We start from the raw sequence: 17,257 nt of genomic DNA on the forward strand, positions 1-17,257 counted from the left end.
GCCGCCCGGGGCGGGTTCCCCGGGCCCCCGCGGGGGGTGGCGGGGCGGTTGGTTCTCCGTCCGGGCCACCCGCGTCGAAGGATCAGGCGGCGACGGCGACGGCGGTGGATGCCACGGCGCCGACGAGCTCGCCCGCCGCGTCGACGATGTCGAGGGCGGTGAGCTGGGGGTCGTCCAGGACGGGGACGAGGTCGGCGAGGAGGTGGGCGAAGCGGCCGTCGTTCTCGTGGGTCATCGCGATGTTTCCCTCCCACAGGGCCGCGCGGATACGTCGCGGGGTGAGCATGCCGTCTCCGGCGGTCGACGCGAGGAGCAGCTCGGCGACGCGGCTTTCGAGCCGGGTCGGGTGCCAGGCGCCGGTACGGAAGTCGGCCATGAGTTCCTCGACGCGGTGGCGGGCCCGCTCGGTGGCGACGGGCTCAGGGAAGAAGCCGGTCTCGGACGGGGCGGTGATCGTGGACACGGTTATTCCTCTCGGAGGGGCGGAAGGGGCTGGTCGAGGCCGGCCGCGACGCGCAGGGCCTCGGCTCGGTCGGTGCGCTCCCAGGTGAAGTCCGGCAGCTCGCGGCCGAAGTGGCCGTAGGCGGCGGTCTGGGAGTAGATCGGGCGGAGCAGGTCGAGGTCGCGGATGATGGCGGCCGGGCGGAGGTCGAAGACCTCGGCGATGGCGTTCTCTATGAGGTGAAGGGGGATCTCCTCGGTGCCGAAGGTCTCGACGAAGAGGCCGACGGGCTCGGCCTTGCCGATCGCGTAGGCGACCTGGACCTCGCAGCGCGCGGCGAGGCCGGCGGCGACGACGTTCTTGGCGACCCAGCGCATGGCGTAGGCGGCCGAGCGGTCGACCTTGGACGGGTCCTTGCCGGAGAAGGCACCGCCGCCGTGGCGGGCCATGCCGCCGTAGGTGTCGATGATGATCTTGCGGCCGGTGAGGCCGGCGTCGCCCATCGGGCCGCCGATCTCGAAGCGCCCGGTCGGGTTCACCAGGAGGCGGTAGCCCTCGGTGTCGAGCTTGATGCCGTCCTCGACGAGCTGCGCGAGCACGTGCTCGACGACGAACTCGCGGATGTCGGGCGCCAGCAGCGACTCCAGGTCGATGTCGGAGGCGTGCTGCGAGGAGACCACGACCGTGTCGAGACGGACGGCCTTGTCCCCGTCGTACTCGATGGTGACCTGGGTCTTGCCGTCGGGACGCAGATAGGGAATGGTGCCGTTCTTGCGGACCTCGGTCAGCCGGCGGGAGAGCCGGTGCGCGATGTGGATCGGCAGCGGCATCAGCTCGGGGGTCTCGTCCGATGCGTAGCCGAACATCAGCCCCTGGTCGCCGGCGCCCTGCTTGTCCAGCTCGTCCTCATCACCCTCGACCCGCTTCTCGTACGCGGTGTCCACACCCTGGGCGATGTCCGGGGACTGCGACCCGATGGACACCGAGACGCCGCAGGAGGCGCCGTCGAAGCCCTTCATCGAGGAGTCGTACCCGATCTCCAGGATCTTGTCCCGCACCAGCTGGGCGATCGGCGCGTACGCGGACGTGGTGACCTCGCCCGCGACGTGGACCTGACCGGTGGTGATCAGGGTCTCGACGGCGACGCGGGAGGTGGGGTCCTCGCGCAGCAGCGCGTCGAGGATGGTGTCGCTGATCTGGTCGGCGATCTTGTCTGGATGGCCCTCGGTCACCGACTCCGAGGTGAACAGCCGTTTCGTCATGGGGCGCCTCAGATCCGCGACCGCTCCCGCCCCGCAAGCGGACTTGGCCGAGTCACGCGAGGTGCCGTGGATCCGGTGCTGCCTGGTCATCTCACGCCGCCGCGACGGTGGCCTTCTCGGCCTCGCGAACGGTCCGTATCCCGACCAGGGACCGGTAGAGCAGGATCGCGGCAAGGCCGGCCGTCCCGTACAGCAGAGCCATGCCGAGGGAGGGGACGAACGCGCCGAGGGTGACGCACAGGGCGGCGGCGAGCAGGCCGATCCGGGCGTTGAGCGCGTACACCGCCAGGTACTTGGTGCGGGCCTCGGCGTCGATCAGGTCGGCCAGGAGCGCCTGGCGCACCGGAACACTGGCGATCTCACCGAAGGTGAGCAGGACCGCCGCGGCGATGAGGATCCAGCCCAGGTCGCTCACGGCCCAGACCATGTAGCCGAGGGTGAAGACCGCGATGCCGCCGTACAGCCTGACACGCTCGGACACGCGCGCCAGCAGCGTCTTCGCGACGAGGACGAGGGCGACGATCAGGGCGGCGTTGACAGCCCGCAGGACTCCGAGGATCGCGACGCCGTCGACGTCCACGGTCCAGTCACCCACCGCCAGGAGCGTCTGCTCGGGGAACTCGTGGGCGAGGCGGACGGCGATGTAGTAACCGATCTGCATCTCGACGGCCGCGATCAGCGCGGCGGCGACCAGCTGACGCAGGAAGACCCGGTCCCGGGCGACGGCGAGGTAGCCGCGCAGCATCGCGGCGGGCCCGGTCGCGACCGCCTTCCCGCCGGTGGGGGCGGTCTCACTGATCCAGCGCCACATCACCGCCGTGGTCAGAAGACACAGCGCGGCGGCACCGGTCAGCAGGTGGAGGAAGTGGCCGTCGTAGAGGAAGCCGCCGAGCAGCGCGCCCACGGTGAAGGCGAGGTTGATCGACCAGTAGTTGATCGTGTAGACGAGCGGCCGGTTCTCGGGGGTGGAGACGTCGACCATCATCGCGTCGGCGGCCGGAGTGGCCAGCTGTGAGCAGCACGTGTTGAGCAGGAACAGGACGAACGTGGCGACACCCGACGTCCACCAGGGCGAGTTCGCCAGGGCGAGCAGCCCGAAGGTGAGCGTGGCGCCCAGCTCACCCGCCACCATGACGGGGCGACGTCCGTACACGTCGGCGAAGTGTCCGCCGAGGAAGTTGGAGGCGATGCCGGCCGCCGCGACGCAGACGGTCAGACCTCCGGCGACGGCGGGGCCGTACAGGCTCGCGAGGTGGATGACGAGGAGGGGCATGAGCATGACGGACAGCAGCCGCTGGACGAAGCCGACGGTGATCCGCAGCCGGATGTTCGGATGCAGGGAGCGCAGGGTCATCGCGGGCCCCGTGAGGCGCGGGATTCGTCGGCGAGGCGACCGCCCCTGCCCCAGTGGTCCGGGGCCACGTCGCGGACGATGACGGTGACGGCGTCGTCCGGGCATCCGGAGACGCGTGTGACGACATCGGTGATACCCGCCACCAGCTCTCTCCGGGCTTCCCGGTCGTTGCCCTGCCACCAGTTGACGGTGATCACCGGCATGTCGGCGGTCCTTTTCTGCAGATGACGATTCAAGGGCGCGAGCGCGGCGGTTCGAGAATCCCCGGAACGCCGGCGGGCAGGCAAGCGGGGATCGCGGAAGAAGAGCGACTTGAACAAGTCGACCGATTTCCCGGGTCCTTTTCCTCACGGGACGTGAGCGAGTTGGTGAAGTCGCGACGCGATTCCGCGTCCTGTTGCCGTCGATTTCCGGCCCGTGATGTGATCGGCGCCGTCCCGCCCGACGGTCCCGTCCGACCGCCGGGTTCTTCTCCCGTGCCGGGACGGCGTATTCCGCCCGTATGCCCGCGCGGCCCGCCCATCACGGGAGCACAGGTCTCCTGACAGGTTCGGAAGGAATGCCGGTGTCCCTCTTCGACATACGCAGGATCGGCGGAAAGATCGGCGCGGAGGTGACGGGCGTCGACCTCTCCACCGAGTTGTCGGAATCCGTCTTCGGGCAGATCCACGCGGCCTTCCTGGAGCACAAGGTCCTGTTCTTCCGGGACCAGGACATCAACGACGCGCACCAGCTCGCCTTCGCGGCACGGTTCGGCCCGCTCACCCAGACGCACCCGATGATGCGGACGGTCGACGGCACTCCCCAGGTCATACCGGTCGACGGCGAGGACCAGCGCGCCGACCACTGGCACACCGACATCAGCTTCACCACCACCCCGTCGCTGGGCACGACCCTCCGCAGTGTGGTGCTGCCCCCCTACGGCGGGGACACCCTGGTCGCGAACGCGGCCGCCGGCTACAAGGACCTGCCCGCCGAGCTGCGCGAGATCGCCGACCGGCTCTGGGCCGTCCACACCAACCACGCGGAGCAGCCGCGGCTGGGAACCGATCGCGGGGACAAGGTCCGCGCGGCGTTCCTGGCCCGCCGGTTCGAGGCCGCCCACCCCGTGGTGCGGGTGCATCCGGAGTCCGGCGAGCCGAGCCTGTTCCTCGGTGGCTTCGCGCAGTGGCTGGTGGGCCTGGAGCCGCGCGACTCCCGGCCGATCATCGACGTGCTCCAGTCGTACGTGCGGCGGCCGGAGAACACCGCGCGCTGGACCTGGCGGCCCGGCGACGTCCTCATCTTCGACAACCGCAGCACACAGCACTACGCGGTCAACGACTACGGGCGGCACCAGCGGGTGCTGCACCGGGTGTCCATCACCGGTGACGTGCCCGTCGGCCTCGACGGCAAGCAGAGCTACGCGCTGAGGACGGGCGAGTGAACGTGGAGATCTCCTCGTCCCAGGGCCCGGACGCGTTCGCCGCGCGCCTGCGCGGCCGTGAGCGTCTGATCGGCTACTGGATCGCCCTCGACAACCCGGCCGGGACAGAGCGGATCGCCGGACTCGGCTACGACTACATCGGAGTGGACGGCCAGCACGGTGTGCTGCACCAGCCCGGGTGGCAGGCGGCCATGCTGGCGGTGGACTCCCGCGGTCGCTCCGCCGGGATCATCCGGGTGCCGTCGCCGGACCCGGTCGCGATCGGGATCGCGCTCGACACGGGCGCGCGCGGTGTCGTCGTCCCGATGGTCGAGAGCGCCGAGCAGGCGCGGACCGCGGTGCGGGCCTGCCGGCACCATCCGGCGGGGACGCGCAGCCTCGGCGGGCCCGTCCGGGCCGAGCTGCGCGTGGGCTCCGTGCCCGCCGAGATCGACGACCGGGTGGCATGCGTCGTGATGATCGAGACGGCGGCCGCGCTGGACGATCTGGAGGCCATCTGCGCGACGGAGGGCCTCGACGCGGTGTACGTCGGGCCCGCCGACCTGTCGGCCGCGCTCGGCGCGCGCTGGTTCGGCGACCCGGCCGCCGCCGACGCGCTGGAGGCCGCACTGGTCCGGATCACGGAGGCCGCGCGCCGGCACGGCATCGCCTGCGGCATCCACGTCCTGGACGGGGAGAGCGCCGCGAAGCGGCTCGCCGAGGGGTTCACCTTCGCCACCGTCTCCAGCGACATCACCCACCTGCAGCAGGTCGCCGCTTCGCATCTGTCGGCGGCCCGGGACTCCGGCCCGGCCTGAACGGGCACCGGACGAAAAGGGGAACCGTGACGACAGACGTGAGCATCCGGCCCGGGGGCGCCACCGTGGCGCCGCCGGTCCGGTCGCTGGAAGACCTGGTCGGGCGTACGCCGCTGCTGGAGGTCCCGCTGCCGGGACTGGCCGGTTCGGTGCGGCTCCTCGCCAAGGTGGAGATGGCCAATCCGCTCTCAAGCGTGAAGGACCGGGCCGCGCTGTTCATGGTGCGGGCCGCGGAGGAGGCGGGGCTGCTCCCCGCGACCGGAGGCACGGTCATCGAGTGCTCCTCCGGCAGCACCGGCATCTCGCTGGCCGCGCTGTGCGCCCGCCGCGGGCACCGGTGCATCATCGTGATGCCCGACAACGCCACCGAGGAACGCCGCCTGATCCTCCGGGAACTGGGCGCCGAGGTGCATCTCGTACCGCACCAGGACGGGCTGATGGCCGCGTGGGCGTACGCGGAGGACCTCCAGCGGACGCTGCCCGGCTCGTGGGTACCGCACCAGGACCGCAATCCGGCCAACGTGCGGGCGCACTACGCCACCACGGGCCCGGAGATCTGGGAGGCCACGCGGGGCCGCGTCGACGTCCTGGTGTGCGGGGTCGGCACCGGCGGCACGCTGACGGGCACGGCCCGCTACCTGAAGGAACGCACCACCCTGCACGTGGTGGCCGTCGAGCCGGCCCGCAGCGCCGTGATGTCCGGCGGCGAGCCCGGCCCGCACGGGATTCCCGGCATCGGGGCCGGCTACGTCTCGGAGATCACCGACCTCTCCCTGGTGGACGAGGTCGTCGCGGTCCCGGACGAGGCCGCCGCCGTCACCGCCCGGGAGATCACCCGGGCCACCGGGCTCTCCGTCGGCGTCTCCTCGGGCGCCGCCGCCTGGGCGAGCCGCGCCGTGGCCGCCGACCCGCGCTGGGCTGGTGCCACGGTCGTCACCGTCTTCCCCGACAGCGGGGAACGCTATCTGTCGACGACCCGCTGATCGTCGTCTCCTCACGAAAGACAGGCAGCCATGTGCCGGATCTTCGGCTACTTCAACGCGGTGGCGACGCCGCACGAGATGCGGACCGTAGCCGCCCTTCAGCGGCACGGGGGCCCGGACGCCACGGGCATGTCCCAGGCTCCCGACTGGGGGTTGGGCAGCAACAGGCTCGCGGTCGTCGACCTGGACGGCGGCGAGCAGCCGTACGGCCGGGGCGGGCCGGTGCAGGTGGTCTTCAACGGGGAGATCTACAACCACGAGGAGCTGCGCCGGCGTCTGGAGGCGCTGGGGCACTCGCTTCCCGACCGCTGCGACGGCTCCGTCCTGCCCGCTCTCTACCTGGAGTACGGCGAGGACTTCACCGAGCACCTCGACGGCATGTACGCGCTGGCACTCCTCGACACCCGCGGTGAGGTGCCCCGCCTGCTGCTGGCCACCGACCACATCGGGATGAAGCCGCTGTACTACCGGTGGGACGCGGCGGACCGGTCCCTGTGGTTCTCCTCCGAGCTGCCGGCACTGCTCGGGTTCGGCGGGATCGGCGGCCGAGTACGGGAGTCCGCCCTGGACGCGTACCTGGCGACCCGTACCCCGTTCGGCACGCGGACCATGTACGAGGACGTGGAGGTGCTGGAGCCGGGCACGACCTGGGTGGGCGAGCTGGGCGGCACCCCGCGCCTTCGGCGGCGGGCGGCGGACGTGGCCGGCGGGCCGCTCGACGACGGGTTCACCGCGGCGCGGCAGGTACGGCGCACGCTGCGCTCCGAGGTGGGACGGCTGCTCGTGGCGGACGTTCCGGTGGCTCTGATCACCTCCGGCGGCCTGGATTCCAGTCTGGTCACGGCGCTCGCGGCCGAACGGGGCCCGGTGCACACGTTCAACATCGCCTACCGGGGCGCCTGGCCCTTCGACGAACGGCACTTCGCCCGTGAGGTCGCCGAGCGCGCCGGGGCGACGCATCATCAGGTGGAGATCGACCCGGCCGGTTTCCCCGAGCTCCTCGAGGACACGGTGTGGCACCTGGGCCAGCCGAACGCCGACCCGATCGCCCTGAGCACGTTCGCCCTGTTCCGGGCGGTCCGCGACGCCGGCTTCACGGTCGCCCTCACGGGCGACGCCGCCGACGAGGTGTTCGGCGGATACGAGCGGATGCGGGTCGCGGCCGAGCGGGCCGCCGCGGGCGCGAACTGGTCGGAGGGCTACCTGGACGCGCTCTCCGCGGCACCGGCGGCTCTGCGGAACGGGCTCTACACCGATGCCTACCGGGCCCATGTCGCCACGGATCCGGCGCTGCCCGCGGCGGCCCGGGACGATCTGCTCCACGGCCCCGGTACGGTCCTCGACCGCATCACCCGGTTCGAGCTGGACCACCGCCTGCCCGCCTACCATCTCCGGCGCGTCGACCATCTGAGCATGGCCTCCTCGGTGGAGGCCCGGGTGCCGTTCTGCCAGCGGTCGGTCGTGGCTCTGGGGCGGGTGCTGCCCGACCATCAGCGGATCCAGGGCGGTCAGGTCAAACGGACCCTCTACGCCGCGGCGGCCGGGCTGCTGCCCGACCGGGTGCTGTCCCGTCCCAAGCAGCCCTTCACCCTGCCGGTGACGGCGATGCTGCGGCCCGGCACCTCCCTGTGGGAGTACGCCCGGGACCTGCTGGCGCCGGGCCGGGTCTCGGCCTCCGGGCGGCTGGACGGACGAGCCGTCGACGCCCTGTTCGCCACGCAGGCCGCCCGGCCCGATGACACCGCGTCGCTGGCCCTGTGGGCGCTGCTCGTGCACGAGGTGTGGGAAGAGCAGTTCCGGCGTTCCGTGCGGCGCCCCGGCGCGGCCGGGGTTCCGCCGGGCGTGACGAGACCGCTGGCGGTGGCGGCGTGATCGGGCATCTCGCGTACGCGTCGGGCAGTCCCTGTCCGACGTTCGTGCTGGACGCCAAGCTGCTCCCGCGCGACGAGGAGGCGCTGCTCGCGCACCTCGCGGAAGCCCGCCGCTACCTGGTCTCCGCGGGCGGGTCCCATGTGCTGAAGATCGCGCTGGTCGAGCCGTCCGCCCATCCGATGTTCGACCTCGACTACCGTTTCGTCCAGGCGCTTCCAGGTGCTCCGGACAGGTTCGACCTGCGCGGCTCGTGCGGTCACTCGGTCCTGTCGGCGGTGGTGGCCGCCTCGCGTTCGGGGATGCTGCCCCGTCTGGTGCCGGGTGCGCGGATCCGGGTCCAGGTCCTCAACAACGGGGACAGTGTGGTGTGCGAGGTCGACCGGGTCGAGCGGGACGGCGCCGGTTTCACCGTCACCTTCGTCCAGCCGTCCCCGGTCCCCTTCGGTGACCTGCTGCCCGCCGGCCGGCCGCGCACCACGCTGGAGGCTGCCGGTGAGCGGGTGGAGGTCTCCCTCGTCAACAGCGCCAACGCGTACGCGTTCGTGGACGCGCGCACCCTGGGAGTGCCCGACCAGGCCGCTCTGTTCGCCGCGGGTGACGAGCTGCTCGTCCGGCTCGAGGCGATCCGGGGTGCTGCCGCCGACCGTCTCGGCTGGTCCCGCGACGGCGCCTTCCCCAAGATCGCGGCCGTGCTGCCCGCCGAGGACGGCGGGATCGCGGCCCGCGCCGTGACCGTGCCGCGCTGGCACCCGTCGATCGCCCTGACCGGTGTCGTCTGTCTCGGCACGGCGGTGCGGATCCCCGGCACCGTGCCCTGGAGCATCGCCCGCGAGAGCGGTGCCGGCGTCGGGCCGATCGACATCGCCACTCCCGGTGGACGGACGGCCGTCACCGCGGTCACCACGGTCCCCGGGGCGGCCGCGGGCGGGGACGGCGCCCTGCTGTGGGCGACCGTCGCGCGCAAGCGCGTCACCTTCCAGGGCTCGTTCGTCCTGGCACCCCTGAGTCATCTGCAATTCGAGGAGGTCGCCCAATGTCTGGCGCTGTCGGCATGAGGCCGCTGCTGACGGCCGAGCTACGTGCCCGGCTGTCCGAATCCGCCGACAAGACCGACCCGGTCGGCGAGCCGGATCGCGAGGTGCTGGCGGCCCTGCGAGCGAGCGGCCTGCTGGGTACGGCCGTTCCGGTCCGCCACGGTGGCCGGGGCGGGGACGCCGAGGTGGTCAACCGCGTCGTCGAGGAGATCGCCCGGGTCAACCCGTCGGTGGCCATCATCGCGTTCCAGCACTTCGCCGTGAGTGCCAGGATCTCCGAGTGGGGCACCGAGGAACAGCGGGAGCGGTGGCTGCCGCGGCTGGCCGAGGGCACGTGGCTGGCCGCCTCGGCGTGGAGCGAGACCGGGGCCGGTGCGGCCAAGCGGAACCTGGCCAGCGGTGGCGAGCGTCTGACGGACGGCCGCTGGCGGCTGGACGGTTCGAAGACATTCACGACCGGAGCCGGGGTCGCCGACCTCTATCTGGTCCTGGTGCAGACGGCGCGCCCGGCCGACACCGGTACGGGGTACGGGGCGGACGGTCAGACGTTCTTCCTGGTCGAGGCCGACGGTCACGGGCTCGTACCGGACCTCGGTCTGGATCTCGTCGGCATGCGTGGTTCTGCGACCGGGCTGATCACCCTGGACGGCTGTGTCGTCACGGACGCGGACCGGCTCGGTCCGTCCGGCGGAGCCGCCTCGATCATCGCGGGGGTCCGGGAGTCGGGGGCCAGCCTCGGCGCGGTGTCCGTCGGCATCGCCCAGGCCGCGTTCGAACTGGCCGTCCGCCACGCGCGGGGGCACGGTCTGATGGAACTGCCCGGCGTGCGCCATCGGCTGGTGGACCTGGCCACCCGCGTCGAGACGGCGCGGGCCGTCGTGGCCCGGGCCGGCACACGGGCTTCGGCCGATCCGGGCCTGACCACGCTGCACAGCAAGCTCCACGCGAGTGTGGCCGCCGAGGAGGTCTGCCTCGACGTCGCACGCATGCTCGGTTCGGCCGGATACCGTGAGGGCGCCCCGATCGGGCGGCTGCTCGCCGACGCGCGCGGCATCGCGTTCATGGGGCCGACCAACGACCTGTGCCGGGATCTGGTGGCGGCGACATGGACCGGCTGACCCCCGTGCCCGACCTCGTGGTCAGCGGCCGCAGGCTCGTGACGCCGCACGGTGTACGTCCGGGTCATGTGCTCGTCGCCGACGGGCGGATCACCGCCGTCACCGATACCGATACGGCGCCCGCCTCGGTGGAGCGCCTCGACGCGGGTGACCACTACGTGATGCCCGGGCTCATCGACTCGCACGTGCACTTCCGTACGCCCGGCCTGACGTACAAGGAGGACTGGGAGCACGGCAGCCGGGCGGCGGTCCGCGGCGGTGTCACCACCGTGCTGGACATGCCGAACACGGTGCCCCCGACGCTGGATCCGGAGGCGGTGTTCGAGAAGGCCCGGCTGGTGGAGGGGCGTTCGCTCGTGGACCTGCGGTTCCACATCGGTCTCGACCCGGCACGCCCCGAACTCCTCGCGGACCTCGACCCCGCGGTGGCGACCAGCGCCAAGGTGTTCATGGCCGGCCACCACACGGCTCCCACCGTCGTCCGCGATCCGGCGGTGCTGGAGAAGGCCTTCGCCGCGGCGGCCGAGGGAGGGGTGCAGCTCGTCCTCCACGCCGAGGACGACGGGCTGTTCGCACTGCTCGACGCCTGGTGGGGTGAGCCGGGCAGCTATCTGGAGTACGAGCGGCGTCGCCCGCGCACCGGCGGCATCGTCGCCGTCGCCAAGGTGATCGAGCTGGTCCGGCGGTACGGCACGCGGGCTCACATCCTGCACCTGTCCAGCGCCGAGGAGGCCGATCTGGTGTGCGCGGCGCGGGCGGCCGGGTACCCGGTCACCTTCGAGGTCACCGGTCATCATCTGTCGTTCACCGACAAGGACACCTCCCGTCTGGGCGCCCGTACGCGGCTGTCGCCGTCGATCCGGGGGCAGGCGGACCAGGACCGCCTGTGGCGGGCACTGGCCGGCGGGCAACTCACCACGCTCGGCAGCGATCACGCGCCGCACACCGTCGCCGAGAAGACGCGTTCGGTCGCCGCCTCGCCGCCGGGACTGCCCGGTGTGCAGGAACTGGGCGCCGCCGTGTGGACCGGAATGCGCCGTAGATGGCCCGATGAGGATCCGGACATCGCCGCTGCCCGTCTGGTGCGGCACCTGTCGCAGGCGCCGGCAGAGCTGTTCCGGCTTCCCGGGAAGGGGCGGATCGCTGCGGGCGCCGACGCCGATCTGGTCGTCTTCGCCCCCGACTCGACCTGGATGCTCTCGGCGCACGACGTGGAGAGCAAGTGCGGCTGGTCGGCCTACGAGGGCTGGACCTTCACCGGCCGGGTCGAGCGCACCCTGCGGGCCGGCCGCACGGTGTGGGACGCGGCCTCGGGCACGTTCGGCGCGTACGACGGCCGTCTGCTGACGGCCGCGGCCGGTACACGGACGGCGGCGCACGCCGCCCAGGAGGGATGAACATGTCCAGAAGACGGTCCGTGGTGGTCGCGGGCGGCGGGATCGGAGGGCTCGCGGCGGCGGCGGGCATGGCGGCGCGCGGCCTCGACGTGACCGTCGTCGAGCGGGCGGGGCGCATCGGCGGCGGCGGCTCGGGGCTCGTGCTCTACCCGAACGGAATGCGGGCCGCCGAAGCCCTGAGCCCGCAGATCAGTGCCCGGCTCCGCCAGGTCGGACACATCACCCGGCCCGACGAGGTACGGGTGCTGATGAGCGCGGACGGAACGGTGCTCGCCGAGGAGCCGATCGGTGCCGCGGCCGACGACATGGGCACCCCGCAGATCCCGGTGCTGCGCTCCGCCCTGCACCGGGTGCTGCTCGACGAGGCGTTCACCGCGGGGGCGGCCGTCCGGCTGGCGACCACCGTGACGGACTACACCACGCGGCCAGGCCACGTCACCGTGCGGCTGTCCGACGGGACCGCCGTCGACTGCGACGCGCTGATCGGCGCCGACGGCATCCACTCGGCGGTCCGGGCCCGCATGCTGGGCGACGGCCCGCCCACGTACCGCGGCTACACCTCGGTCCGCGGCCGCACCACCGGCTCGGCTCTCGGGCAGCGCGGGTACGTCGTCAACGGCCGCGGCATCCAGCTGTTCGTCGCCCCGGTGGGCGAGGACACCCTGTACTGGACCGCCAAGATCACCGCGCCTGCCGGAGTGTGGCCCTCCAAGGGACCGGCGGGCGCCCGGCTGGCGCTGCTCGACGCCCTGCGGGACTGGTTCGTGCCCGTCGTCGCCCTGGTGCGCGACGCGGACCCCACGGAGATCGTCGTCACCGACATCCACGACCGCGACCCCGCCCCGTGCTGGGTGGACGGTCGGGTGGCGCTGCTCGGTGACGCCGCGCATCCGATGGTCCCGGCCCTCGGCCAGGGCGCCAACATGGCGTTGGAGGACGCGGCCGTCCTCGCCGACACGCTCGCGTCGAACGCCACGGTGCCCGACGCGCTCGCCGCGTACGCCCGCGAGCGGGTGGACCGCGCGGGGGCCGTGGTGCTCGCTTCCCGCCGCCAGGGCGCTCTCGACCAGGGCGCCGACCGGGTCGAGGAGGAACGGCGCAACGCACGCTTCAAGTCCGCCGGCCGCAAGGACGCGGAGATCGCCGACGTCCTCGCCTGGCGGCCGGGTCCCCCACGCCCGGAGCGGGCCCCCGTCCTGCCGGTCACCGTCCGAACGAACAGAGGGGACACCCCCATGGGGGCACCACGCATCGTCGTGATCAGCGGATCGCTGCGTTCGGGATCCACCTGCGACCGGGTGGCGGCATGGTGCGCCGACCGGAGCGCCGAACAGGGCGCGTCCGTCCGGGTGTTCACCGGCTCCGAGATCGACTTCCCGGCGTACCGGCCCGGCCTGGCCGGTACGCATGCGGCCGTGGCCGGCTTCCTGGGTGAGCTGCGCGCCGCCCACGGCGTGATCCTGGTGTCGCCGACGTACCACGCGACCGTCTCGGGACTGCTGAAGAACGCCCTCGACTACGTCAACGACATCGGCGGACCGGTGCCGTACCTGGAGGGGCGTGCGATCGGCACGGTCGCGGTGGGGGCGGCCGCCCAGGGCGCCGTGTCGACCCTGGCCACGCTGCGCACCATCGGACACGCTCTGCGGGGGTGGCCCACGCCCGTGGGGGTGGCCGTCGCGGCCGCTCCGGAGCAGCCCTCCGCGGACGGCTCCGCTCTCGATCCCGACGCGGCACGGCTCGTCGAGATGGTGTCCCAGGTGGTCTGGCTGAGCGGGGCGCGCGCCGCCGCCGGCCGGTCGGCCGTCCTGGGTGCCGCGGCCTGAGCCCGTCCGCCGCCCCGTACCCCCGAAGTGAAGAACCCCACCGCCGAGCGTGCGACGAGCACGCCGGAGAACGGAGAGAGCACATGTCCGTGTCGCCCCCCGAGTACCACGTGCTGTCCGCCGGGCTGGGGCCCGTGTGGCGTGACGCCAACATCCGGTCCGGTCCGTCGCTGGGCAGTCCCGTGATCGACCTGGTGCTTCCGGACACCTCCGTCGGCTACGAGGCCGAGGGCTGGTCGCCCGGCGACGAGGTGGTCGAGGACCAGCACCGGGACGGGGTCATCACCAGCTCGGTCTGGTTCCGGCTGGCCGTCGGGGGCTGGTCCAGCGCGGTGAACTTCGAGCCGGTGACCGTGGCGGGGCTCCTCGCGGGATCCGTCACGGTCGCCCCGCACCCGGTGCGCTCCGCGGCGTCGTAGCAGTTCGGCCCGCCGAGTCATAGCAGTTCAGAAGATGCAGCCGGGTCCGCCGCGCTGACAGCATCCCCACAGAGCAGAGACCGAACGGCCTCCGCCTTCCCGCGGGCAGTCGCCCGCCCGACGAGAAAGGAGTGCGTACGTGGCTACCGCACTCAGCACCGAGATCCAGGAGCTCATCGTCGAGGAGACCGGTTCCGCCGCTCCGAGCACCGATGACGCCACGGCGTTCGAGGCCTGGCTCGACGGCATCAAGGACTCCCACGAGGAGCTCTACGCCGGTGTCGCCGCCGAGATCGAGGGCTTCGTCATGGGCAAGATCATGTGACTTCCCGTCGGCGCAGTGATTCTGCCGGCCGGTCACCGGGGCTCCCGGGAACCGGCCGGCGAATCGCGTGGGGCGGGCGTCCCGCGCGGAGCGGAACGGGAACGACGAGGAGGTGCCGGCGGTGCGCTGGACGACGCTGCTGTTCGACGAGGCCGATCTGGACGGACTGTCCCGGCTGAGCCCGGAGGCCCTGCTGGGCGGTGCGGGCGACACGCTGGAACGGCGCTTCGACCCCCGTGAGCTCTACCGCCGTTGGGAACGCCAGCAGTGGATCGCCTCGGACATCGACCTGGAGCGGGACCGCCATCACTGGAACAGCCTCCTCAGCCCCGGCACCCGGGACTCCCTGTCCGCCTTCGTCACCAGTTTCCTGATCGGTGAGTACACGGGCCTGGACCTGATGAGTCCGGTCCTCGCCGCGTGCCCGGACGAGGAGTACCTCGTCTATCTGGCCACCCAGGCCGCCGACGAGGCACGGCACACCGTGTTCGTCAGCCGCCTCGCCGAGGAACTCCTCGGCCTCGACGCCTCCCTGCGGAATCAGCTCATCACCTCGTGGTCGACGCTGAGCCCGGCCAACCGTGCCGTGCACACCCTGGAGAACACGATCCTGCGTGAGCTGAACGCCTCACCGCACGACTACGCCCTGTGGCTGCGGGCCGTCACGTTCTTCCACCTGATCACCGAAGGCGTCCTGGCCCTGCACGGTCAGCGCGGACTGGTCCGCAGCCTCCAACGCATCCCCCTGCTGCCCGGGATGCGAGCCGGTTTCACGGCCATGACCCGGGACGAGTCCCGGCACGTCAGTTTCGGTCTGCACGCCCTGCGCCGCGGTGCGAAGGAAGGCCACGCCGACGCGATCAACGAGCTGATCGAGACGGGCATGCCCCTCGCGGCCGTCGTCGGCATCTCTCCCGGCGCCACCCCGCGGCGCGCCGCCGCCGCGGCCGCCTCCGCGAGCGACCTGCTCGGGACGATCGCCGTACGTCTGCGGCAGCTCGACCTCCCCCAGGACTTCGCCGAGCATGTGCTCGACGCGTGCAGGGCGGCCCAGGACGCCGCCCTGCGCACCCCCGCGGCTGCCGGCCAGAACAGGTGAGGGACATGACCGACGACACCCAGACCGCCAGGGAGCCCGGCGGGAGCTTCGCCCGGGTCCTGCGCAGCCCCGGGGCTCTGCGCCTGGTCGGCTCGCTGTTCGTCCTGGAGACCGGCTCCGCGATGACGACGGTGGGCCTGCCGCTGCTCGTGATGCAGCGGTACGGCCTCGGCCTGGAGGTCGGGTTCACGCTCGCCGCCCGGTTCCTTCCCAACATCCTGCTGGGCGCGCTCGTGGGTCAGATCGTCGACCGCAACGATCCTCGCCGCGTGGCGATGCTCGCCGCGCTCGGCAGCGGACTGGCCGCCGTCCTCTTCCCGTTCACCACCGCGATGTGGCAGATCCAGCTCCTGGCCCTGGCCATCGGCGTCGGCTACATGTTCGGCTTCCCCGCCACCATGGCGCTGCGCCCGCAGGTGATCCCCGAGGGCAGCGAACTCGAGGGCAACGGGCTGATCGTGACGGCGGAGCGGGTCCCCAAGCTGCTCGGTCCTGCGCTCGCCGGGCCGATCGCCGCGGCGGCCGGGATCGGCTGGCTCTTCTGCGCCGAGGCCGCGACCGCGCTGGCCGCGGCCGTGCTGCTGACCCGCCTGCCGCGCACGCGGAGGCACACCGCCCAGGGCGGCGGAACGGACGCCCCCCGCACGGCGGGCGGCACACGGGGCTCCGGCACCGGCCGGCCGGGTCCCGTCGCCGCGGTGGGCCACTGGCTCGCCGCCTGGGCCCGGTCCTTGGCGACCGGGGCGCGCGACCTGGTGCGCATGGTGCGCGGCGACGGGCGGCTCTCGTCCCTGACGGTGACGGCGTTCACGTACATGGTGGCGCTGGGACTCGGCCGTACCTTCCTCGCGGCGTACTCGCTGCGGGACTTCGCCTCCGTCCCCGCGATGCTCGGTTATCTGCTCGCCGCGATGGGGCTCGGCGGCGCGCTCGGCGCGCTGGCCGCCGCTGCCTTCCGCCGCTGGAACCAGGGCTGGGTGTACATCCTGGGCAACGCCCTGGAAGGACTGTGCTGGATCGCGCTGATCGCGACCGGTGAGTGGTACCTCGCCCTCGCGCTGCTCTTCGCGGCGGGTGTCTTCGAGTCCATCGCCTCCGTCGTGTACTTCTCCGAGGTGCAGAAGCGGCTGCCGGCCGACCTCCAGGGCCGGTACTACGCCACGCTCGTACCGCTCTCCGACGTCTTCCTCGTCGCGGGCACCGTGCTCGGCGGCGTCCTCGTCGCACGGGCGGGTGTTTCCTGGAGTGCCGTGCTGGTGGGTCTCGCGATGGCCGTCCCGGTGCTGATGCTGGTCACCCGTCTCGTGCCGCAACGGCCGACCGCCGCCGCGCAGGAGCGGGCTCCGGAGGCGGAGGGGTCCGGGACCGCGGGGAGGACCCCGGTATGACCGCCGGTGGCTTCCCCTACCTGAGCCCCTCGCTCGACGCCGTCGAGGACATCGCGCACGCGCGGATCTCCTGCTGGGTGCACTGCCTGCGCGACAGCCTGTACGCCGTCGGGTTCCGGGACACCGCCCCGGCGCTCGCCCAGCCGGTCAACTTCGCCGTGGAGCGCACCGCCGACGGGGAGCTCCTCACCCTGTACGGCGGCCTGGACACCGAGTACCACGAGCCCCGCTTCCAACGAGGTGTCACCGCGCGCTGGGAGACCTCCCCGGACTCCCCCGAGAAGGCCCTCGATCTCGTCGGGCGTGAACTGGCGCGGGGCCATGCCGTCCCCGTCTCCCCGGACCTGTCCGGGATGCGCCACTCCGAGTTCTACCGGGTGCCGTGGTTCGGCTACCCGCACACCTTCCTCGTCCACGGCCTCGGGCCCGACACCCGCCGGGCCGCCCGCCGCCAAAACCCCCGGGCCGCCCGGTTAAAGCGACACCCGGGCAGCCAGCCCGGGGGGGGTGTGGGC

At 72.5% G+C, this 17,257-nt stretch carries 17 protein-coding genes; 13 read left to right on the forward strand and 4 right to left on the reverse strand.

Annotated features, from left to right (window positions below; all coding sequences use genetic code 11):
* Nucleotides 1-82: 82 nt before the first annotated feature.
* The 4 genes from ACFWV2_RS25690 to ACFWV2_RS25705 all read right to left on the reverse strand — a co-directional run bounded on the left by ACFWV2_RS25690 (nucleotide 83) and on the right by ACFWV2_RS25705 (nucleotide 3,261).
* A complete protein-coding gene (locus tag ACFWV2_RS25690) occupies nucleotides 83-463 on the reverse strand; it encodes a hypothetical protein (RefSeq protein WP_384408136.1) in 381 nt (126 codons plus the stop codon).
* A 2-nt stretch (nucleotides 464-465) separates the two neighbouring features.
* The gene (metK, locus tag ACFWV2_RS25695; RefSeq protein WP_384408138.1) at nucleotides 466-1,704 is read right to left on the reverse strand and encodes a methionine adenosyltransferase; all 1,239 of its coding nucleotides are present in this window, start codon (nucleotides 1,702-1,704) and stop codon (nucleotides 466-468) included.
* A gap of 91 nt (nucleotides 1,705-1,795) precedes the next feature.
* Entirely contained in the window at nucleotides 1,796-3,058 is a 1,263-nt protein-coding gene (locus ACFWV2_RS25700) for an MFS transporter (protein WP_384408140.1), read from the reverse strand.
* Entirely contained in the window at nucleotides 3,055-3,261 is a 207-nt protein-coding gene (locus tag ACFWV2_RS25705; protein WP_384408142.1) for a 4-oxalocrotonate tautomerase family protein, read from the reverse strand. The genes ACFWV2_RS25700 and ACFWV2_RS25705 overlap by 4 nt, the downstream gene beginning before the upstream one ends.
* Before the next feature lie 362 nt (nucleotides 3,262-3,623).
* Here ACFWV2_RS25705 and ACFWV2_RS25710 point away from each other — a divergent pair, with 362 nt between their 5' ends.
* The 13 genes from ACFWV2_RS25710 to ACFWV2_RS25770 form a co-directional block, all read left to right on the forward strand.
* Nucleotides 3,624-4,484: a TauD/TfdA dioxygenase family protein gene (locus tag ACFWV2_RS25710; protein WP_384408144.1), complete on the forward strand. Its 861-nt coding sequence runs from the start codon at nucleotides 3,624-3,626 to the stop codon at nucleotides 4,482-4,484.
* Complete coding sequence (locus tag ACFWV2_RS25715; RefSeq protein WP_384408146.1) at nucleotides 4,481-5,281, forward strand: HpcH/HpaI aldolase/citrate lyase family protein; 801 nt, start codon at nucleotides 4,481-4,483, stop codon at nucleotides 5,279-5,281. The genes ACFWV2_RS25710 and ACFWV2_RS25715 overlap by 4 nt, the downstream gene beginning before the upstream one ends.
* 26 nt (nucleotides 5,282-5,307) lie before the next feature.
* The gene (locus ACFWV2_RS25720; protein ID WP_384408148.1) at nucleotides 5,308-6,264 is read left to right on the forward strand and encodes a PLP-dependent cysteine synthase family protein; all 957 of its coding nucleotides are present in this window, start codon (nucleotides 5,308-5,310) and stop codon (nucleotides 6,262-6,264) included.
* A 30-nt stretch (nucleotides 6,265-6,294) separates the two neighbouring features.
* Nucleotides 6,295-8,136 carry an asparagine synthase (glutamine-hydrolyzing) gene (gene asnB / locus ACFWV2_RS25725; RefSeq protein WP_384408150.1) on the forward strand — a complete coding sequence of 614 codons (1,842 nt, stop codon included), beginning with the start codon at nucleotides 6,295-6,297 and terminating at the stop codon, nucleotides 8,134-8,136.
* Nucleotides 8,133-9,191: a PrpF domain-containing protein gene (locus ACFWV2_RS25730; protein ID WP_384408152.1), complete on the forward strand. Its 1,059-nt coding sequence runs from the start codon at nucleotides 8,133-8,135 to the stop codon at nucleotides 9,189-9,191. The genes asnB and ACFWV2_RS25730 overlap by 4 nt, the downstream gene beginning before the upstream one ends.
* A complete protein-coding gene (locus ACFWV2_RS25735; RefSeq protein ID WP_384408334.1) occupies nucleotides 9,188-10,288 on the forward strand; it encodes an acyl-CoA dehydrogenase family protein in 1,101 nt (366 codons plus the stop codon). Before ACFWV2_RS25730 ends, ACFWV2_RS25735 begins: the two co-directional genes overlap by 4 nt.
* Nucleotides 10,276-11,685 (forward strand): dihydroorotase family protein, encoded by a 1,410-nt coding sequence (locus tag ACFWV2_RS25740; RefSeq protein ID WP_384408154.1) that lies wholly within the window; start codon nucleotides 10,276-10,278, stop codon nucleotides 11,683-11,685. The genes ACFWV2_RS25735 and ACFWV2_RS25740 overlap by 13 nt, the downstream gene beginning before the upstream one ends.
* Before the next feature lie 2 nt (nucleotides 11,686-11,687).
* Nucleotides 11,688-13,511, forward strand: coding sequence for an NAD(P)H-dependent oxidoreductase (locus ACFWV2_RS25745; RefSeq protein ID WP_384408156.1), 1,824 nt, complete (start codon nucleotides 11,688-11,690; stop codon nucleotides 13,509-13,511).
* Nucleotides 13,512-13,594: 83 nt separating this feature from the next.
* Nucleotides 13,595-13,930, forward strand: coding sequence for a hypothetical protein (locus tag ACFWV2_RS25750; RefSeq protein WP_384408158.1), 336 nt, complete (start codon nucleotides 13,595-13,597; stop codon nucleotides 13,928-13,930).
* A 139-nt stretch (nucleotides 13,931-14,069) separates the two neighbouring features.
* Nucleotides 14,070-14,255, forward strand: a complete 186-nt coding sequence (locus tag ACFWV2_RS25755; RefSeq protein ID WP_384408160.1) for a hypothetical protein — start codon at nucleotides 14,070-14,072, stop codon at nucleotides 14,253-14,255.
* Nucleotides 14,256-14,376: 121 nt separating this feature from the next.
* Nucleotides 14,377-15,354 carry a ribonucleotide-diphosphate reductase subunit beta gene (locus tag ACFWV2_RS25760; RefSeq protein ID WP_384408162.1) on the forward strand — a complete coding sequence of 326 codons (978 nt, stop codon included), beginning with the start codon at nucleotides 14,377-14,379 and terminating at the stop codon, nucleotides 15,352-15,354.
* Nucleotides 15,355-15,359: 5 nt separating this feature from the next.
* A complete protein-coding gene (locus ACFWV2_RS25765) occupies nucleotides 15,360-16,742 on the forward strand; it encodes an MFS transporter (protein ID WP_384408164.1) in 1,383 nt (460 codons plus the stop codon).
* Nucleotides 16,739-17,257 (forward strand): hypothetical protein (locus tag ACFWV2_RS25770; RefSeq protein ID WP_384408166.1); only part of this gene is annotated, 519 nt, incomplete at its 3' end. The genes ACFWV2_RS25765 and ACFWV2_RS25770, both read left to right, overlap by 4 nt.

This window comes from Streptomyces sp. NPDC058671 (assembly GCF_042716475.1).
Lineage (GTDB): Bacteria > Actinomycetota > Actinomycetes > Streptomycetales > Streptomycetaceae > Streptomyces.